The 17365-nt window shown below is 66.1% G+C and carries 17 protein-coding genes; 7 read left to right on the top strand and 10 right to left on the bottom strand.

The genetic code is table 11. The features are described 5' to 3' along the window. Window positions 1-10: 10 nt before the first annotated feature. The gene (locus ACLQ2O_RS18480) at window positions 11-640 is read right to left on the bottom strand and encodes a TetR/AcrR family transcriptional regulator (RefSeq protein ID WP_425832892.1); all 630 of its coding nucleotides are present in this window, start codon (window positions 638-640) and stop codon (window positions 11-13) included. Window positions 641-765: 125 nt separating this feature from the next. Between ACLQ2O_RS18480 and ACLQ2O_RS18475 the strand changes: the two genes are divergently transcribed. The 4 genes from ACLQ2O_RS18475 (at window position 766) to ACLQ2O_RS18460 (ending at window position 4085) form a co-directional block, all read left to right on the top strand. Continuing rightward, entirely contained in the window at window positions 766-1152 is a 387-nt protein-coding gene (locus ACLQ2O_RS18475; RefSeq protein WP_425832890.1) for an MFS transporter, read from the top strand. Continuing rightward, a complete protein-coding gene (locus ACLQ2O_RS18470; protein ID WP_425832888.1) occupies window positions 1049-2146 on the top strand; it encodes an MFS transporter in 1098 nt (365 codons plus the stop codon). Before ACLQ2O_RS18475 ends, ACLQ2O_RS18470 begins: the two co-directional genes overlap by 104 nt. 410 nt (window positions 2147-2556) lie before the next feature. Next, a complete protein-coding gene (locus ACLQ2O_RS18465) occupies window positions 2557-2712 on the top strand; it encodes a hypothetical protein (protein WP_425832886.1) in 156 nt (51 codons plus the stop codon). A gap of 767 nt (window positions 2713-3479) precedes the next feature. Then, entirely contained in the window at window positions 3480-4085 is a 606-nt protein-coding gene (locus tag ACLQ2O_RS18460) for a DUF305 domain-containing protein (RefSeq protein ID WP_425832884.1), read from the top strand. Here the strand turns inward: ACLQ2O_RS18460 and ACLQ2O_RS18455 are convergent. Next, window positions 4078-4599 carry a DUF2269 domain-containing protein gene (locus ACLQ2O_RS18455; RefSeq protein WP_425834003.1) on the bottom strand — a complete coding sequence of 174 codons (522 nt, stop codon included), beginning with the start codon at window positions 4597-4599 and terminating at the stop codon, window positions 4078-4080. The genes ACLQ2O_RS18460 and ACLQ2O_RS18455 overlap by 8 nt on opposite strands. Before the next feature lie 2 nt (window positions 4600-4601). Further along, on the bottom strand, window positions 4602-4763 hold the full coding sequence (locus tag ACLQ2O_RS18450; protein WP_425832882.1) for a hypothetical protein: 162 nt from the start codon (window positions 4761-4763) through the stop codon (window positions 4602-4604). A 160-nt stretch (window positions 4764-4923) separates the two neighbouring features. Between ACLQ2O_RS18450 and ACLQ2O_RS18445 the strand changes: the two genes are divergently transcribed. The 3 genes from ACLQ2O_RS18445 to ACLQ2O_RS18435 all read left to right on the top strand — a co-directional run bounded on the left by ACLQ2O_RS18445 (window position 4924) and on the right by ACLQ2O_RS18435 (window position 8188). Next, a complete protein-coding gene (locus ACLQ2O_RS18445) occupies window positions 4924-5493 on the top strand; it encodes a TetR/AcrR family transcriptional regulator (RefSeq protein ID WP_425832880.1) in 570 nt (189 codons plus the stop codon). Between the two features lie 339 nt (window positions 5494-5832). Beyond that, a complete protein-coding gene (locus ACLQ2O_RS18440) occupies window positions 5833-7884 on the top strand; it encodes a heavy metal translocating P-type ATPase (RefSeq protein WP_425832878.1) in 2052 nt (683 codons plus the stop codon). 31 nt (window positions 7885-7915) lie between these two features. Further along, window positions 7916-8188, top strand: coding sequence for a heavy-metal-associated domain-containing protein (locus ACLQ2O_RS18435; protein WP_425832876.1), 273 nt, complete (start codon window positions 7916-7918; stop codon window positions 8186-8188). 136 nt (window positions 8189-8324) lie between these two features. On the opposite strand, the gene ACLQ2O_RS18430 is transcribed toward ACLQ2O_RS18435, so the two are convergent. The 7 genes from ACLQ2O_RS18430 to ACLQ2O_RS18400 all read right to left on the bottom strand — a co-directional run bounded on the left by ACLQ2O_RS18430 (window position 8325) and on the right by ACLQ2O_RS18400 (window position 17088). Beyond that, the gene (locus ACLQ2O_RS18430; RefSeq protein WP_425832874.1) at window positions 8325-9413 is read right to left on the bottom strand and encodes a HoxN/HupN/NixA family nickel/cobalt transporter; all 1089 of its coding nucleotides are present in this window, start codon (window positions 9411-9413) and stop codon (window positions 8325-8327) included. Between the two features lie 140 nt (window positions 9414-9553). Further along, window positions 9554-10615, bottom strand: a complete 1062-nt coding sequence (locus tag ACLQ2O_RS18425; protein ID WP_425832872.1) for an NlpC/P60 family protein — start codon at window positions 10613-10615, stop codon at window positions 9554-9556. A gap of 51 nt (window positions 10616-10666) precedes the next feature. Then, complete coding sequence (locus ACLQ2O_RS18420) at window positions 10667-12196, bottom strand: multicopper oxidase family protein (RefSeq protein ID WP_425832870.1); 1530 nt, start codon at window positions 12194-12196, stop codon at window positions 10667-10669. After that, on the bottom strand, window positions 12193-13812 hold the full coding sequence (gene lnt, locus ACLQ2O_RS18415) for an apolipoprotein N-acyltransferase (protein WP_425832868.1): 1620 nt from the start codon (window positions 13810-13812) through the stop codon (window positions 12193-12195). The genes ACLQ2O_RS18420 and lnt overlap by 4 nt, the downstream gene beginning before the upstream one ends. 70 nt (window positions 13813-13882) lie before the next feature. Further along, the gene (locus ACLQ2O_RS18410; RefSeq protein ID WP_425832866.1) at window positions 13883-15076 is read right to left on the bottom strand and encodes a lipid II:glycine glycyltransferase FemX; all 1194 of its coding nucleotides are present in this window, start codon (window positions 15074-15076) and stop codon (window positions 13883-13885) included. Window positions 15077-15757: 681 nt separating this feature from the next. Beyond that, window positions 15758-16708 (bottom strand): M56 family metallopeptidase, encoded by a 951-nt coding sequence (locus ACLQ2O_RS18405; protein WP_425832864.1) that lies wholly within the window; start codon window positions 16706-16708, stop codon window positions 15758-15760. Beyond that, a complete protein-coding gene (locus ACLQ2O_RS18400) occupies window positions 16705-17088 on the bottom strand; it encodes a BlaI/MecI/CopY family transcriptional regulator (RefSeq protein WP_425832862.1) in 384 nt (127 codons plus the stop codon). The genes ACLQ2O_RS18405 and ACLQ2O_RS18400 overlap by 4 nt, the downstream gene beginning before the upstream one ends. Window positions 17089-17365: the final 277 nt, after the last annotated feature.

The following is a 17365-nucleotide window of genomic DNA, read 5'->3' as shown; positions in this document are numbered from 1 at the left end:
CGCTACTCGTTCAGGCGGTCGTGGACGGACGTCGGCCCGGAGTCGGGGTGATTGTTCCCGGGGGAGTGAAGGCTGCCAGCAGAGTGGCGGTGATGTAGCCGCTGGCTCTGTCCGCATCAAGGCGCCCTGCGTTGATCTCGTCCGCGGCGCTGTGCATCACGCTGTGGGTGATGCTCACCAGCCAGGTGACGGGTAGATCGATACGGAACACGTGCTCGCGTCGGCCGCGCTCCAAGAGCTTCTGTACTCGCTCTGAGGGGCCGGCATGCAGCTCTCGGATCCGGCCGGCGGGCAACGCGTTCTGGGCAGCGACGAGCAGTGAACGTGATCGGTTCACCAGATGCCAGCTCGATTCCACCAGCCGTGCCAGGGCCTCTCGGGGGTCGCCTTCCAGGTCGATGTCTTCCAGGGCAGCGTGACCCTCATCGACAGCACGGGTGAAGGCCGCGTCGACAAGGTCTGCTCGCGAGGGGAAGTGACTGTACAAAGTGACCCGGCCGACCCCGGCCACCTTTGCGATCTCGCTGGCGCTGGTCTCCGGGTTCTCGCTCAAGGACTGGATGGCCGCATCCAGGATCGACGCGATGCTCCGTTGGGCGTCCGCCCGCTTGCCCGGTGCCTTTGGGTCGGAGACTGGCACGCGACCTCCACTTGTCGAACACGACTGTACGGGTTACTGTACCCGATGTAACCCAAACAACGTTGTACGACTTAGCTGGGGGAAGTGGCCGAGTGTCAGGACAGGCGGAAGTTGGGTATCGGGCCATGGCCGTTGACCCGCGGCGCTGGAGGATGCTGGGGCTGCTTGGCGCCGCGCAGTTCATGCTGATCCTCGATGTGACCGTGGTGGCGATCGCCCTGCCGCACATCGGTGAGGATCTGGGATTGGCGCGAGACGTCCTCACCTGGGTGGTCAGCGCCTACACGCTGATGTTTGGCGGGTTGATGCTGCTGGGTGGCCGGGCGGCGGATCTGTTCGGTGCCCGACGGATGGTTCTCGCAGGCTTGGTGGTGTTCACTGCTGCCTCGTTGGTGACCGGCCTGGCCAATGGTTCCGAAACTGCTGATCGGAGGCCGGATTGCTCAGGGGATTGGTGCGGCCATGTTATCCCCGGCCGCCCTGTCCGTGGTGACGAAGACCTTCGTCGGTGAGGAGCGCAACAAGGCGCTGGGCATCTGGTCCGCGCTGGGCGGTGGCGGCTCGGCGATCGGCGTGCTGCTCGGCGGCGTACTGACCGCCTGGGCGGGTTGGCAATGGGTGTTCTACATCAACTTGCCGATCGGTGTCGTCGTCCTGATCGCGCTGAGCCGGATGCTGCCCGCCGAGTTGCCGGTCGCCGACCGTGGCCGCCTCGACGTACCCGGCGCCGTGCTCGTCACAGCCGGAACGGGTGCGGCGATCTACGCGCTGATCAACGCCGGCGACTGGGGATGGGTCTCCGTTGCCACGCTCAGTACCCTCGCCGGCGCCGTCGTCCTGTATGCCGCCTTCGCTGTTGTTCAGCGCGTCGTGCGTTCGCCGCTGATGGACCTGCGGATCCTCGCCCGTCGGCCGGTTGCCTCAGGCACCTTCATGATCCTGGTCGCGACCGCGTTGATGATCGCCGTCTTCTTCCTCGGCTCCTTCTACCTTCAGCACTACCGCGGGTATGGCGCACTGCGAACCGGTCTGCTGTTCCTGCCGGTCGCCGTGGCGACGATCGTCGGTGCGCAGTCCGCTGGGCGTGCCATCGGGCACCAAGGTGCTCGAAGGATCGCACTGGTTGGACTTGCCGTCGCTGCAGCAGGAACCGGACTGCCGGCGCTGGCGAACGGTCCGGTGGCGGTCGTCGTCGGCATGAGTGTTGCGGCTGCGGGCATCGGCGCCGCCTTCGTCGCCTCGTCGACCACCGCGCTGGCCCAGGTCACTCACGAGGAAGCAGGTCTCGCATCGGGCTTGCTCAGCACGTTCCACGAGTTCGGCGCCGCCATCGGCGTCGCCGTCGTGTCCAGCATCGCAGCCGCCAGCATCGCGGGCAGTGACGGAAGTGGATTCAGCAGAGCCTTCACTTTCACGGCGATCACGGCAGCCGCCTCAGCTGCATTGGCGGCATTCGTCGTACCGGCGGGCAAGCCGGCGAATCACGCAGGTGTTCCGATCCACTAGACCGCTACCGAAAGGTGCACCAACCGATGGTCAACGGGCGAAGGAAATCATGAACTCGGACAGGTACTACGAGCGCGCGGGGGCGCGGATCGCCTACCAGTTCCAGGGCTTGGGTGCGCCGGTGGGATATGCCCATGGTGTCCCCTTGAGCTGACCGCCGGCCAAGAGGGGCAGATTCCGCCGTCGGCGCGAAACGGCTGATCGATCGAGCGCCCGACAGGTGCCATCGCATCAACTATGGTGCATAGTAGATGGGGATGCCGCGCGTGTTTGGACGGGTGGTTCCGCCTGTTGCGTCGCGTTCGACATGGATGGGGATGGCGATGAATGAGACCACGACCCGTGGCAGGGCGCCTCGACCAAGGAGAAGCGGGCCACGTCCTGGTTGGCACAAGGCGCTGGGGACGCTCATGGTGTTCGCCGGCCTGATGACCATCGCATTGAACCTTGCGATGGAGTTCGGCGCGCCTCGAATGCTTCCGGGCGGGCACAACTTCTTGTACCTGGCCCTGGGTGCTGCGGTGATTTTCGGCAGTCTGTGGCCTTTCGGCTGGATGGATCGGTAGCACTCACGGATTGGGCCATGCCAGGCGACCACTTCGATCGCGATTCGGCGGACCCTGCCGCCGAGTCGACGACGGCCGATTGACCGCAGCCGACGAAGTTGGGCGATTGAGGTGTCCTCCGTCGAGGAGCGGCGAGGTCGGCGAATGGTTATGGTGTGCGCACCATGAACCTTCAGTTCGGCAGACGGTGGCGGGTCAGGATCCCTCGGTGCCTGGTCGCCGTTGGTGTGGCCGGGGTCGTGTTTGCCATGCACGGACTGACGGGGAACCACGACTCGGCTGTCGCCGCGTTGCACCTGAGTCCCGCGCCGCGAGCGGTGGCAACGGTCGCTGTCGCTGATCGCGCGTGTTGTGGAAGTCACTCCGCAGCGACCGCGGTCGACCTGCGAACCGATGGCCCGGAGCGGTATCCAGTCGCGTCGGCTTCGGAATCGCCTGGCCACACGCACGGACTTGCTGGTGGATGTATCGCAGTGCTGAGCAGCGCGATCGTGCTTCTCGGTCTGACGCCGGCCGTGTGCGGATTGTTGACCTATCGACCGTGGCGGTCGTCGGAGCCTGCTGAGCCGCGCGTGGTGAGCGGGCGGTCGCCGCCCTGGCTTGCCCCGTCCTTGTCGAAACTGCGTGTGCTGCGGACCTGATCCGGAAGGAACGACGGCGGCGCGGATTGCCGCGTCCGCCGTCGCCTGATGGTCTCTTCGCGCTTCGCACCACGACTCGACAAGGACTGAATCATCAAGCACGTCAAACCCGCTGCCGCGACTGCGGTGGCCCTTGTCATTACCGGCCTCTCGGCCCTGACCGGATGCGGCGGCAATGCCGATTCGAACTCGACGCCCAGCGCGTCTCAAGGCAACAAGCCGTCCGCATCGGTCTCGAAAACTGCGCCCGTGGGCGAACACAACAAAGCAGACGTCATCTTCGCCTCGCAACTGATTCTGCATCACCAGCAAGCGGTACAGATGGCCGGCATGTCGGAGTATTTCGCGAAGACGGCGGCCGTGAAGAGATTAGGAACGAGTCTCAAAGGCGTGAACGCTGTGGAAGTTCGGCAGATGTCGGCGCTGCTGGTCGCTTGGGGCGAGCCGATTCCGAGTCCCTCGCACAGTGATCACTCGGTGTCCGACGCAGTGCCAGGCATGATGACTGAGGAAGAACTGTCCGACCTCGGCGACGCTGACGGCGAGTTGTTCGACCGGATGTGGACGCAGATGATGATCCGGCATCACAGGGGAGCGGTCGCCATGGCCAAGATCCAGCAGGCGGCGGGCAAGAATCCGGCAATGGTGGGCTTGGCCAAGAAGATCCTCACCCGCCAGAACGCCGAAATCGCGACTATGCAGAGATGGCTTGGTCAGCTGCCTGTCAACTGATCCGATGCTGGTGGCCAAGTGTCTCCCGACGGCGTTGCAGCTGTCGCCAGCCGTACCGGGTCAGGCCACGCGGCTTGTGCACGGAGACGACCGTGATGAACGCGAGTATCACCAGGCCGCCGATTGAATGGAGCAGCGTCCCGGGCAGCCCTCTCGGGTCGCCGCTCGAGCCTGCGGCTGTGGCCAACGCGTTGACCGTTTGACTCTCGATGAGCAGAACAGTGGTGGCGAAGATCGTCAGAAGCAGCTTCAGCAGGACCCAATAGTGACGAAACAGGCCCCATGACGTACCGAGTGCGTTCACAACGCCGATGATCACCGAGGCCAGCGCCAGGGGCACGATCACCCGCCGGACTATGACCTGCATGACGATGAAAGCCGCCCGGGCTGTCTCGACGTCGCGGCTGATCACCGCGGTGAGATCCACCGCGAGGTAGGCGGCGACCGCGCCGAGCCATCCGACGGACGTGACCACGTGCACGACAAGCACGGCCTTTCGTACGCCGGGACGCATGGTCACAGCCGGCCCCCTCCGGTCGTCGACGAGCCGGCGACGGTTTCCGGCGAGCTCGACATCGATCCATGACGCCCAGGGCCGTGCTGACCCCCGATGCCGGCGAGTTGGAGGATCAGGAACACCGCGACCAGCACTCCGATCGCGATCGCTGTCCACTTCACCCAGCGGGGAACCCCGGGCGGCGGATTGAGCCCATCGGGGCCAGGTCCTGGCGTGCGGGTCTTGTCGGACAACGGGACCTCCACGAAGATTCGTTTTGCGAGACAGACTGTACGCAAACCGACATAGTGTCGTACAGGGGTCATCGCGTACTCTTCGAGAGTGCCCAAGCTGTGGAGCGACACGATCGACGCGCATCGCCGGGCGGTGCACGCGGCGATCCTTGATGCGGCCTGGGCTCTTGCCGCCGAGCATGGAGTGCTCTCCGTGACGATGTCGCAGGTAGCCGAACGGGCGGGGGTCGGTCGCGCAACGCTCTACAAGTACTTCCATGACGTCGAAGCGATCTTGGTCGCACACCACCACCGCCATGTTGCTGAGCACTTACAGCAGTTGGCTGAGGTTCGTCGGCATCACGCCCAGGCCGGCGAACGCCTGGTGGCGTTGCTACGGCTGTATGCGGGGATCTGCCATCGCCGCGGCCGACACGGAAGCGTTGACCTTGACGCGTTGCTGCACCGCGAGCAGCACGTCGCGGACAGCCGGCGGCAGCTGGCTGACTTGTTCCGGGAGGTTCTTGCCGAGGCCGGTGAGGTAGGTCAAGTGCGCCGAGACGTGCCGGCCGAGGAGTTGGCCACCTACTGCCTCCGGGCACTTGAGGCGGCCGGTGAGCTTCCCTCGGAAGATGCGGTCGACCGCCTGGTCGCGGTCACGCTGGCTGGTCTCAAGTAGATCTCGCCGAGACGGCGCCATCCGCGGCATCTTCGACTAGCGCCTGAGTTGTTGGGCGTGCACAACCCTCGATGGCGCCCTTTGTGCTCTCTCGTCCACGCTGACCTTCTGACGCGATTCCTCGGAGATTCGGCTTCTCAGGAATACCCCCCTAGGGTATGGTGCTGAGCATGAAGGACAGCCTCGGTCGAAGGTTGTCGGCCAGGGAGAATCACGAAAGGACTCACTGTCATGGACAGGGCGAGCGGAAGACCGTCGACGGACCAGCAGCACGGTTCCCATCACGGGCACGGGGCCCACGCCGACCAGGCGGCGGAAGTGCAGGAATCGCATGTGGCGGTGGGCGAGAACCCGCACGGTGGACATGACGCCCATGAGGGACACGGTGGACATGGCGGGCACGACAAGCACGCCGGGCACGACCCGGAGATGTTCCGGCGCAAGTTCTGGCTGAGCCTGCTGCTGACACTGCCGATCGTTATCACCAGCCACATGGTGATGGACTGGTTCGGTTACTCCCTGGACTTCCCCGGCATGAGCTGGGTCGGCCCGGTGCTGGGCACCTTCGTGTTCTTGTACGGCGGTTGGCCGTTCCTGGTCGGCGGCGTACGTGAAGCCCGCGATCGGGCGCCGGGGATGATGCTGCTGATCTCGATGGCGATCACGGTCGCGTACGTTGCGTCGCTGGCGACCAGTCTGGGCGCGTTCGACCTCGACTTCTGGTGGGAACTGGCCGCGCTGGTCACGATCATGCTGCTGGGTCACTGGCAGGAGATGAAGGCGATTGGCCAGGCGCAGGGTGCGTTGGCTGCGTTGGCGGCCTTGCTGCCTGACGAGGCGGATCGCGTGGTCGGCGACGACATTGAATCGGTGTCGATCAGTGAGTTGCGGGTGGGCGACGTGGTCCTGGTCCGCTCCGGCGCGCGGGTCCCGGCCGACGGTGAGATCGTCGACGGCAGCGCGGAGCTCGACGAGTCGATGATCACCGGCGAGTCGCGTCCAGTCGCCAGAACCAGCGGGGACCGCGTGGTCGCCGGCACAGTCGCCACCGACTCTGCGATCCGAGTACGCGTGGATGCGGTCGGTGAAGATACAGCTCTGGCTGGGATTCAGAGGTTGGTCTCCGAAGCTCAGCAGTCGAGTGGGCGTGCTCAGGTGCTCGCGGACCGGTTTGCGGCGATGTTGTTCTACATCGCGACCGGGGCGGCACTGATCACGTTCGTCTTGTGGTGGGCTTTCGGCACGCTCAACGAATCGGTCGTGCGGACCGTGACCGTCCTGGTGATCGCCTGCCCCCACGCCCTCGGGCTGGCTATCCCGCTGGTGATCGCATTGTCCACCGCGGTCGCGGCGAAGGCGGGCATCCTGGTCAAGGACCGGCTGGCGCTGGAGCGGATGCGCACCGTCCAGGCGGTGCTGTTCGACAAGACTGGCACTCTGACCAAGGGCGAGCACGTTGTGACCGGCGTCCGTGGTGTTGACGTTGACGAGGAGCATGTACTGCGAATCGCGGGCGCTGTCGAAGCGGACAGTGAGCACCCGCTGGCCCGGGCCATCGTTACCGCGGCCGACCAGCGGGGTGGCCGGGGGAGGGCGACCGGGTTCAAGTCGCTCACCGGCCGCGGGGTTCAGGCAGTTGTCGAAGGCACCGATTACGCAGTCGGCGGCCCGGCCCTGTTGCGGGAGCTCCAGGCAGATGTTCCGGACGTTGTGGAACGCCAGGCGGGTGAGTGGTCAGGGCGAGGAGCGGCCGTGCTCTACCTGCTGAGGCTCGGTGGCACGGCAGAGGTGGTCGGGGCCATCGCGCTCGAGGACGAGGTACGGCCTGAGGCCCGAGAGGCCATCGAGCAGTTGCGTGCCGTTGGAGTGGCCAAGATCGTGATGATCACCGGGGACGCCGAGCCGGTGGCCCGCGCGGTCGCCGCCGACCTCGGATTCCGCGACGGTGTCGACGAGGTCTTCGCCGAGGTGCTGCCGTCGGACAAGGACAAGGCGGTCAGTGAGCTGCAGGCGCGCGGTCTCAAGGTCGCGATGGTGGGTGACGGCGTCAACGACGCCCCCGCCCTGGCGCGGGCCGACGTTGGAATCGCGATCGGCGCCGGCACCGACGTCGCGATCGAGTCTGCCGGGGTCGTGCTGGCCTCGTCCGACCCTCGCGGGGTCACCGGTGTGATCCGGCTGTCGAAAGCGTCGTACCGCAAGATGATCCAGAATCTGGCCTGGGCGGCCGGCTACAACGTGGTCGCCATCCCCCTGGCCGCGGGGGCGCTGGCATGGGCCGGGATCACCCTGAGCCCTGCTCTCGGTGCAGTGCTGATGTCGGTCTCCACGATCGTCGTCGCCCTCAATGCCCAGCTCCTGCGCAGGCTCGACCTGACGCCAGGCAGCTGAGTCCGTACACACAACCCAGAAGGGACGAACCATGTGCACCAACTGCAGTTGCGGTACCGAGGACAAGACCGCCGACGTTCAGATCGAGAGCCAGCCGGTCGTTGCGACGTACAGCGTCACGGGCATGACCTGCGGCCACTGCGCGAGCTCGGTGAGCGAGCAGGTCGGGCGGATCGAGGGCGTAGCCGGTGTCGAGGTCGACGTGACCACCGGCATGGTGACGGTCCGCAGCAGCGCGCCGCTGGATCGTGAGGCTGTCCAGGCTGCCGTCGACGAGGCCGGCTACGAGCTGGCCCCGGCCTGATCCTCTGGCCGCGGTGCTGAACCTTTGAGGTTTCGGCACCGCGGCCCGCCAGTTCGCCACCGCAGTTCACGCGGACGGCCAGACCCGGCGATCGCCCAGATGAACAGCCTGCCGGCTTCGATCGGCTGACCGCAGCTCAGTCCACCCCGGCCTCGGAGCGGCTCTGCCTCGTCCAACGTTCCTCGATCCGGCCGTACTTCCAAATCGCCAGTGCCAGGAGCCACGTGCCCACGAACAAGGCGACGATGGCGTAGCCGGCGTTGTTCAGGTCGATCTTCGCGATCGCAGCGAGCGGCCCTGCGGTGATGCCGAGTTGCTCGGTCAGCACCGAGATGAGCTCGATCCCACCGATGAGCAACGCGACCGCGACCGACAGCGCGGTGACTGTCAGGTTGTAGAACACCTTGCGCACGGGGCGGGAAAAGGCCCAGCCGTAGGCGAAGTTCATGAAGCAGCCGTCGATGGTGTCGAGGAGACTCATGCCGGCCGCGAAGAGGATCGGCAGCGTCAGTACGGCGTACCAGGGAAGGCTGAACGCTGCCGCTCCGCCGGCGAGGACCAGAAGGCCGACCTCGGGGGCCGTGTCGAAGCCGAGCCCGAACAACAGGCCGACCGGGTACATGTGCCACGGTTTGGTGACGGCTCTGGTCGCGCCGCGAAGGATTCGGTTCAGAAAGCCCCGGTGGTTCAACTGGTGTTCCAGTTCGGCCTCGTCGAAGTCCCCGTGCCGCATCCGGCGGAAGACCCGTGCGATGCCGACCAGAACGACCAGGTTGATGACCCCGATCAGCATCAGGAATGTGCCGGACACCGAGACGCCGACCAAACCCGTTGCCTGATGCAAGGCAGACGAATCGTCGCTGATCTGCCCCGCGAGTGCCTTGACTCCCGCGCTGAGCAGCACCACGAGGGCGAAAACGACGGACGAGTGACCGAGGGAGAACCAGAAGCCGACCGCCACCGGACGGGTCGGACCGGTGATCAGCTTCCGTGTCGTGTTGTCGATGGCGGCGATGTGATCCGCGTCGAACGCGTGCCGCATACCAAGCGTGTATGCCGTCAGGCCCAGCCCGAGTCCGAAAACCTGCCCGGTCCCGACCTGGTATTCGTGCGGAGCGACGATCCATCCCAGGACGCCCCAGCCCACGGCGTGCAGGGCAAATGATGACTGTGGCCATGCTGACGAGGGATCGCCGTTCCTGCGGCCCCAGCGATAGCCGGCCACTTGATGTCGGCGCCGTCCGTGAGGCGCTTGCCATCTGGTCCTTTCGCCGATGATGAGCGCGGCGCTCTGGAATCAGAGCGGTTCAGCGTAGATCTCTCGGCGCGCTAGATGCAACACGGTCGCAAGAACTCGGTTGCGGCTCAGCCCGGTCGTACGGCGCCGACGAACGGCATCTGGCCGAAGGCGGGATCGATCTTGACCGGCTTCCCGGGCCGGCTGGCGTGAATCGCCTTCCCGTTGCCGATGTACATGCTGACGTGCGAGATCGGCGTGTAGTAGAACAACAGGTCGCCGGGGCGTAGTGCGCTGCGCTCCACTCGGCGACCCTCGGTGAACTGTGCCTTCGAGGAGTGGGACAGGGCAACTCCGGCCTTGCCCCAAGCAGCCATCGTCAGGCCCGAGCAATCGAAGGAATCCGGACCGGCTGCCGCCCACAGATACGGATCGCCGATCTGGGCGAGCGCGAACGCGACGGCGATTCCGGCTTTGCCTGACGCCGGCACGTCGACGTCCGGCTCATCCGCGCCGGGGCGGTCCGTCTCGCGGCTGGTTCGCTGTTGCTCCCGGCGCGCCTCTTCCTGCTCCTCCCGCACCTCGGCGGCGTCCTCGGCCGCGAGCCGAGCGCGCTCTGCGGTGGTCAGCTTGGACAGCACGGTCTCCGCCTCGGCCAGCTTCGCCGTGATCTGTGCCTTCAGCTTGTTCTGTTCAGCGGTCGCTGCCGACAGTTGCTGAAGTTCGACAGCATGTCCCGCTCGGAGATCTGTGAGCTTGCCTTGAGCGCCTTGGTACCGCCGCAGCACGGCGCTTTGCTGCGCGGCGAAGGCCTGAGCGGTCGATGCCTGCTGGATGAAAGCCTCAGGGTCCTCCGACAGCAGGAGCTTTCCGGCCGTCGTCATGGTCGATCGCTGGAAGTCCGCGACAGCCTGGGCGCCAATCTGCCGACCGATCTGGTCGACGTGCTTCTGCTGAGTGACTACGGCAACGTTGATCGATGCTGCCCGCTGCTGTGCTGCGCGCATCCGACCGGTCAGGTCGTTGGCGGCCTCGCCGGCCTCCTCCGCCTGATGCTGCAGTTCGGCGACCTTGGCCCGGGCCTGAGCGAGGGTCGGCCGCGGTTCGGCGATCGCTGAGCCGGGGACGAGACCGAAGAGAGTCGTGGTCACCAGCGCGGCTGCGGCGAGGCCCCTCGATCGGGAAGACACCAGATGATCCTTTCTACTGCGGTGGGCGGGAACTTGGGCAACGACATGAGGTCAGGACACGTAGGACAGATCGGTCATCATGCCGAGCTCACTGTGGTAGGCGTTGTGACAATGGACCAGCCACTGACCGGGATTGTCAGCCTGCAGGTCGACGGAGAGCTGCTGCATGGGGAGGACGTTGATCGTGTCCTTGCGCACTCCAGGACCTTGCGGGCCGACAAGAGCAAAGGTGTGGCCGTGAACGTGCACGGGATGGAACATCATCGATTCGTTCCGCAGGTGGAGCCGAACGCGATCACCGGCCCGAACTTCGAGTGGCGCATGCCGTCCGTAGGGCTTTCCGTTGATGAACCATCCACGGCCGCCGTGGGCCATCTGCAGCCGTACGTCGTGCTCGGTGTCGGGCGTCGCCGACTCAAGTCCCGTTCCGACCGCAGGGCGAAGATCTGCGTAGCTCAGCATCCTCGCGTTGAGCTGTGACGGCCGGACGCCCGGTCGCGGCGGAGATCCCGACCCGCTACGCAAGACGGCCAGAGCGGGCGGATCTGTCTCTGGGTGGGCTTTGCCCTCGGCGACGGCGACAACGGGGAAGGCGCCGTCGGCCGCGGTGATCACCACGTCGTACCGCTCGCCCATGCCGATGATGAGGGTGTCGACCTCTACCGGAGCGACTGCGAATCCGTCGGCGTGCGTCACTGTCAGGCGATGTTCGCCGATGGCGAACCGGTACGCCGTGTCGGCGGCGGCGTTGATGATGCGCAACCGCACCCGATCGCGCGGGTTGCACGCGATCGTGGCTGGGGCCTTGGGGAGGCGTCCGTTGATCAGGTGGGCGGGATACCGCACGTCACCTGTGTCACCGCCCAGTGGCTGGGTCGCTGACGGCATGAACGCGTCGCTGCTCATGTCCATGCCGTCCATGGGCATACCGTCACGGCGCAGCAACTCCAGTTGTGTCGTCGGGGTGCGGCCGAGTCCATCCGTCCAATCGTCGAGGAAGAGGACGACATCACGGTCGTAGTCGGCGACGTCGTTCGGATCGTCGACGATCAGGGCGCCGTACAGACCGGTGTCCAGTTGGACTCCGACATGGGGGTGGAACCAATACGTTCCGGGGTCCGGCACCAGGAAGGAATAGTCGAAGGAGCCGCCCGGAGGTACAGGGTCCATGGTCAGGCCGGGTACGCCGTCCATGTCGTTGCGGAGGGCAACACCGTGCCAGTGGACAGTCGTAGGATCAGGAAGACCGTTGGCCAGGCGGATCCGCAGCTCGTCGCCGACAGATGCACGCATGACCGGTCCGGGCACTGCGTCGTCGAAGGCCCAGGTCTGTACCGTTTCTCCACCGAGCTCGACCGTGCTGACCCCCGCCCGCAGAGTTCGTCGTACGGTTCTGCCGGATCTGCGCCGGGACGCCTCCATCGACGCTACAGAGGCGTTGTGGGGTCCGACGGGCTCAGAGCCGCCGACCAGTTGTACGCCGGCAAAACCTCCACCCGCGGCGATGAGACCGACGGCGCCGGCGGCGAGGAGTTGCCGACGACTGAAGCGATGCTCGGAAACCTCGGTCGACGCACTCAAAGGGTGACTCCGCTCGCGGGTTCGCGGCTGGCCGTGCTCTTCGCGCCGGCCGGCCGTCGGTGCTTGCGTCGGAGCCCCAGTGCGATGCCGCACAGCGCGGCGATCACCACGATGAACTCCGGCCACTGACCGACTCGGGTTGCAAGGGTTTGCTGACTTCGGAGCGGCAAGGGGGCCGCCAACGTCTCCTGCGTGAAGTGGCCCGAGCCTTGCGCCACTGAACCGTCGGGCCGGATCAGGGCGCTGATGCCGACGGTGGAGATGTGGGCAACGGCACGGCCGTGTTCGATAGCGCGCAGACGCGACATCGCGAGTTGCTGAGTACTTTCGTCGCTTCGGCCGAAGGTCGCGTTGTTGGTTTGCACGACCAGGAGATCGGCGCCGCCGATGACCGCGTCGCGCAGCAGATCGTCGAAGGCGACCTCGAAACAGATCGCCGTACCGGCCTTGACGGGGCCGAGCGAAAGAACGTTCGGCCCCTCGCCCGCGACGAAGTCGGCGCGGATGAGATCTACCTGCTTGCTGAGCTGACGAAAGAAGGCCCGGTAGGGGACGTACTCACCGAACGGCACGGGACGGTGCTTGACGTAGCGCTGCCCCGGTCCACTGACGGGATCCCAGACCAGCGAGACGTTGCTGAGGTTTTCCGCCGGTTCACGGAGCACGGTTCCGACCAGAATCGGTACGCCGACCGCTCGCGCTGCCGACGAGATCGAGTCCGCGGCGTCCGGGTCCCGAAGCGGGTCGATGTCGCTGGCGTTCTCCGGCCACAGCACGACATCCGGGCGCGCCTGCCTTTCATCGGCGACCTCGGCGGCGAGTTGTTGAGTCTCTCGCACGTGGTTGTTCAGAACGGCTCTGCGTTCGGCGTTGAAGTCCAGTCCGGCGGTGGGGACGTTGCCCTGGACGGCGGCCACTGTCACCGAGCGGTCGCCGTCTGTGGGTGTTGGAACTAGTAGCCCGACGGTGAGGACGGCGATTGACAAGGTGGCCAGAAAGGCGGGCCTGACGACGCCCCGGCGAGCGTCGTACTGTGCCGCCCGGGAGACCTGGGCAGCTTCTGCGAGGAGCGCGCCGGCTAGCGCGACCGCGAAGGAGATCAACGGGATCCCGCCCATCGCTGCCAATCCAGCGGTCGGTGCGTCGGCTTGGGAGAACGCCAGACGACCCCACGGGAACCCTCCGAACGGCGTACGCGAGCGCAGGGCCTCTACGGCCACCCATACAGACGCGACGACAACTGCGCGAACGGTGGCCTGGCTGCTGCAGCGCCTCGCGATCGTTGCCAGTGCGCCGAATCCAGCGAGGTAGAGCGCCTGCAGCGTTGCGAGTGCCAGCCACGGCACCGGCCCGACGAAGATGCCGGACCAGGACACGTGAGGTACGAAGAAGGCCAGGCCGAAGAGGAAGCCAAGGATCGTGTTGGCCCGCACGCCGCGTCCCCGGAACGTGAGGAGGAGGCCTGCCATCGCGAGTGGAGCGAGCGGCCACCAGCCGACGCCAGGGAACGCAACGTCCAGCAGTAACCCGGCGATCACGGCAAGCCCGGCCGCCGGGATGTTCCCGACCGCCGGACCCCGCCCGTCCGCAGTGGAGCAGCGCGCACGCCAGAGCATCACGAATCCTTCCCGTCAGCTACTAAGGCGCATAGTAGTTGATCTGATGGTGCCCTTCGGCCCGGGCCCGTCATGAGCTGCGCCGCAGGCGCAGATAGGCCTTGAATGCCTGGTTGAGCGGCTTGTTCAGGACAAAACTCCACTCGCCGACGTACTCGACGGCCTGACCGCCAGTGCCCAACTTCCAGTGCAGGAGACCGAAGGCCGGGTCATCGCGGTCGAGAGTGTCGTTGAAACCCCGCATGTCGTAGACCGTGCAGCCCGCTGTGTGCGCGTCTTGGATCATCTGCCACTGAATCGCATGGCTGGGGCGCACGTCTCGCCGATGGCTCGCCGAGGCGCCCAGTTGGTACCAAGCGCGCCGGCCGACCCGGTTCAAGGTGTGTGCTGCCAGGACCTCGCCGTCGTGCCGGGCCAGGTACAGGCGCATCCGATCGGGGTGCTCGCTGGTCAGTGCGCGGTACTGCTGCTCGTAGTAGGTGAGGGAGCGTCCGAGGTCGAAGCCGTCGCGTTGCTGCGTGGTCTCGAGGAGCCGGTAGAAGGTCGGCAAGTCGTCGGGACCTCCGACGAGCGTCTCTACGCCCGCTTTGCGTGCCTTGTTCACGTCCCGCCGCCAGCGTTGGCTGAAGCCTGCCCACACCTCGTCAAGACTTCGCCCGGCGAGCGGCAGTTCGAAGACCAGTCGCGGCTGTGCGTCGCCGCCGCCACGCCGACCGTTGTGGGCCTGGAACCATCCCAATGCTCGCAGTCGCTCCCGCACGGCAACTCCACGTTTGTCCGTGTCGTCTGCCGGTACGTCGTGAAGGCGCTTCGCCGTCCCCGCAGCAACGGCTTCCTTGAGCGTCCGGCTGTGCCAGCTGTGAACTGGGACAGGTGGCCCCATGGTCACCGTGAAGGCGCGTCGCCGCCGCTTGAGGTGATCGAGGAGAGGGGTGAGCCAACGATCCAGGCGGTTGTCGGTCCAGTCGATCAGCGGACCCTCGGGGATGTAGGCGAAGCAGTGGTCGGTGTGCGGTACGGCCCGGTAGAGGACCAGGGCGGCACCGACCAGGGTGCCCGCCTTGTCGAACCATCCAACGTGCTCCGAGTGCCAATCAGTCTTCACTTCGGCCCACGACGGGCACTGCAGAAAGCTGGCCGACGGCAACGTTGCGACATAGTTCAGATGCTCGGCCGGAGCCAGCCGAAGCAGCTCCAGGCGATGGTGTGACTCGATGGGGGATTGAGCTCGATTTCGAAACAGATGAGGGACGGGGAAAGTCATCGATACTCCTCGTGAAGCGTCGCCGACGCGACTGGAGTCAGGCGTCGGTGAGCAGCAGGTGTGCGCAGTGGGATTGACGAAGCGAGGCGGGCGTCGGGGACCGGCGCCAGGCCAGTGCTCGGTGGAGCTCCTGCTCAGTAACGAGGAGTACGACTTAAACCCGTAGCTTCGACAGCCTGACTGGATCCGCTGTGAGAAGCGCTGGAATCCTTCGTGCGCTGAATGCGCCTCGACAAGGCGCGGGTGGGAAGACGAAGAGCCGAGACGGTAGCCCTCGGAGCATCAAGCTGGTCGCCACGCCTGCCATGACGATCAGCAACGCCGCCATGCACGATGCCAGACCCTCATGGCCGGCGGCTTCGATGTCCGTGCTCGCCACGGAAACCGGCGCAACAGAAACCACCCGGAGCAGCAAGGACCCGCTGCTGTTCGGATGGTAGATCGCCGGTGAGGTGGTCAGGCAGCGGTGAGGATCGGCTGTGAATGGCCCGGCCGCGGTTGAGGTCGGCGCAGACGGGTGCGAAGTGGACGTGTGAAGGCCGATCGCGACCATCACGGCCAGCAGGACAGGCAGCAGGACAGTCGACTTCGCTTTCACGCCGTTGACCTCCCCCGATTCGCGGCCATACCCAACTACTAAGCAGCATAGTAGATAGAGAGGGTCCCGGCGAACGGCCGAAGTCAGGTCAGCCCGCAGTACTCCATGCCTGCGGCCACCATCGCCGGAATCAGCGCAAGAATCGCCGGCGCCGCCAGGATGATCGCGATGCCGCCGACCAGGCCGACGCTGGTCAAGCTTCGCAGCGGTGCGCTGCGTCGATCCATCAGCCGGCGCAGCCGAAGTTCGGTGCTGTGGCCGCCGAGTGCCAAGGTCGCCGCCGGGGGCCGCCCGCCGGCCAGCAGCATGAGGGCGTTGGCGACCGACCGGGGGGACGAATTCCTGCAAGCGCTGTCGTCCGCGGCCATCTCGACCAGACGGCTGATCTCATCGTCTCCCCAGACGAAGATGGGCAACCCGGGGAAGGAGCGGCGTAGGCCTTTGGCGATGGCGACGATCAAGTGGTGACGACCGTGCAGGTGGGCGCGCTCGTGCGCCAGGACCGCCGACAGTTCGTCCGCAGTGAGCAGGGCGAGCGCGGAACTGGTGACCACCACTCTGCGGGGACGCCCGGGCAAGCAGAAGGCCGCGGCGCCCGGGTGGTCGATGACCACGAGGTCGCGATCAGGATGCCGTCTGCCGAGGAGGTCGATCAAGGCTCCATGGCGTCGCCGGTGGCGGTACGACGAGTGCAGGGCCCACCCGATGCCCCACGCGGCCCGGGCGGAGACGAACAGTGCAATCGCGAGGCCGAGCGAGGTCAGGACGGCTCCACCGGGCGTGGCATAGGCCGAACGGAGGTTTGTGATGCAAATCTGCAGCAACTCGGCGAGTGTCGACCCGACGAAATGAAGGCGAACCGCCAAGGACAGAGCCCCGGCGAAGACTGCCAGCAGGACCGAGAGCCCGGTGGCCAGCCAAGCGGCAATGGCGAGCCGCGGGGCATAGAGCGGCCAGGTCGCGCGGCGCAGGAGCGCAGCACCGCCAGTCGCTGCCAGCACGGCGTAGCCGAACAGTGTGAACGCGACAATCATCGTGCCGGCCCGGCATCGGTTGCCTCGGCTCCCAAGTCCTGAAGCGCTCCCCTCAGGCGGGATGCCTCCTCGGGAGGCATGCTCTCCACGAACCGCAGAAGCGCCGCGGTGGGGTTACCGCTGTCGGCGAGCGCTTCGCCCATCAGCTCCGCGGCGTAGTCGGTGCGACTTCTCGTCGGCCAGTACTGGTGGGCCCGGCCGATACGTTCCCTGGCCAGGAAACCCTTGCTGTGGAGGTTGTCCATGACGGTCAGTACCGTCGTGTAAGCGAGGGGGCGGGTGGGTTGCAGCGCCTCCAGCACGTCGCGGACGCTGGCGTGGTCGGGTCGCGCCCACAGGTGTTCCATGATGACGGCCTCGAGATCACCGAATCCACGCATACCGCATTGTCCTCCAGGTCTGAGGGTGACATCACCCGCGGAGCGGACTTCGACTGTCGCGAACAACAACTATGGTGCATAGTAGTCGCTGTTTTGCACCCGACACCCTGGAGGTCCCGGGATGAGGCAGGGCCCGAGCCGCCCAGCAGACGCCTGCAACGCTGTGGCGATCCGTTGCGGGGCGGAAACCTGATGGACACCCCTCGACGCAGGGCAGTTGTGCGAGCTGTACGTATCGTGCTCGTGGTGGGCTTGCTGGGCCTTGGAATCGGCATCA

Source organism: Kribbella sp. DT2, from assembly GCF_049844575.1.
Classification (GTDB): domain Bacteria; phylum Actinomycetota; class Actinomycetes; order Propionibacteriales; family Kribbellaceae; genus Kribbella.
This window is presented reverse-complemented; position numbering and strand designations above follow the sequence as displayed.

Coding starts and splice junctions, on each gene's coding strand:
- ACLQ2O_RS18475 (WP_425832890.1), top strand. CDS start 766: ATGGCCGTTGACCCGCGGCGCTGGAGGATGCTGGGGCTGCTTGGCGCC.
- ACLQ2O_RS18470 (WP_425832888.1), top strand. CDS start 1,049: ATGGTTCCGAAACTGCTGATCGGAGGCCGGATTGCTCAGGGGATTGGT.
- ACLQ2O_RS18465 (WP_425832886.1), top strand. CDS start 2,557: ATGGTGTTCGCCGGCCTGATGACCATCGCATTGAACCTTGCGATGGAG.
- ACLQ2O_RS18455 (WP_425834003.1), bottom strand. CDS start 4,599: ATGCGTCCCGGCGTACGAAAGGCCGTGCTTGTCGTGCACGTGGTCACG.
- ACLQ2O_RS18435 (WP_425832876.1), top strand. CDS start 7,916: ATGTGCACCAACTGCAGTTGCGGTACCGAGGACAAGACCGCCGACGTT.
- lnt (WP_425832868.1), bottom strand. CDS start 13,812: ATGCTCTGGCGTGCGCGCTGCTCCACTGCGGACGGGCGGGGTCCGGCG.
- ACLQ2O_RS18410 (WP_425832866.1), bottom strand. CDS start 15,076: ATGACTTTCCCCGTCCCTCATCTGTTTCGAAATCGAGCTCAATCCCCC.
- ACLQ2O_RS18405 (WP_425832864.1), bottom strand. CDS start 16,708: ATGATTGTCGCGTTCACACTGTTCGGCTACGCCGTGCTGGCAGCGACT.
- ACLQ2O_RS18400 (WP_425832862.1), bottom strand. CDS start 17,088: ATGCGTGGATTCGGTGATCTCGAGGCCGTCATCATGGAACACCTGTGG.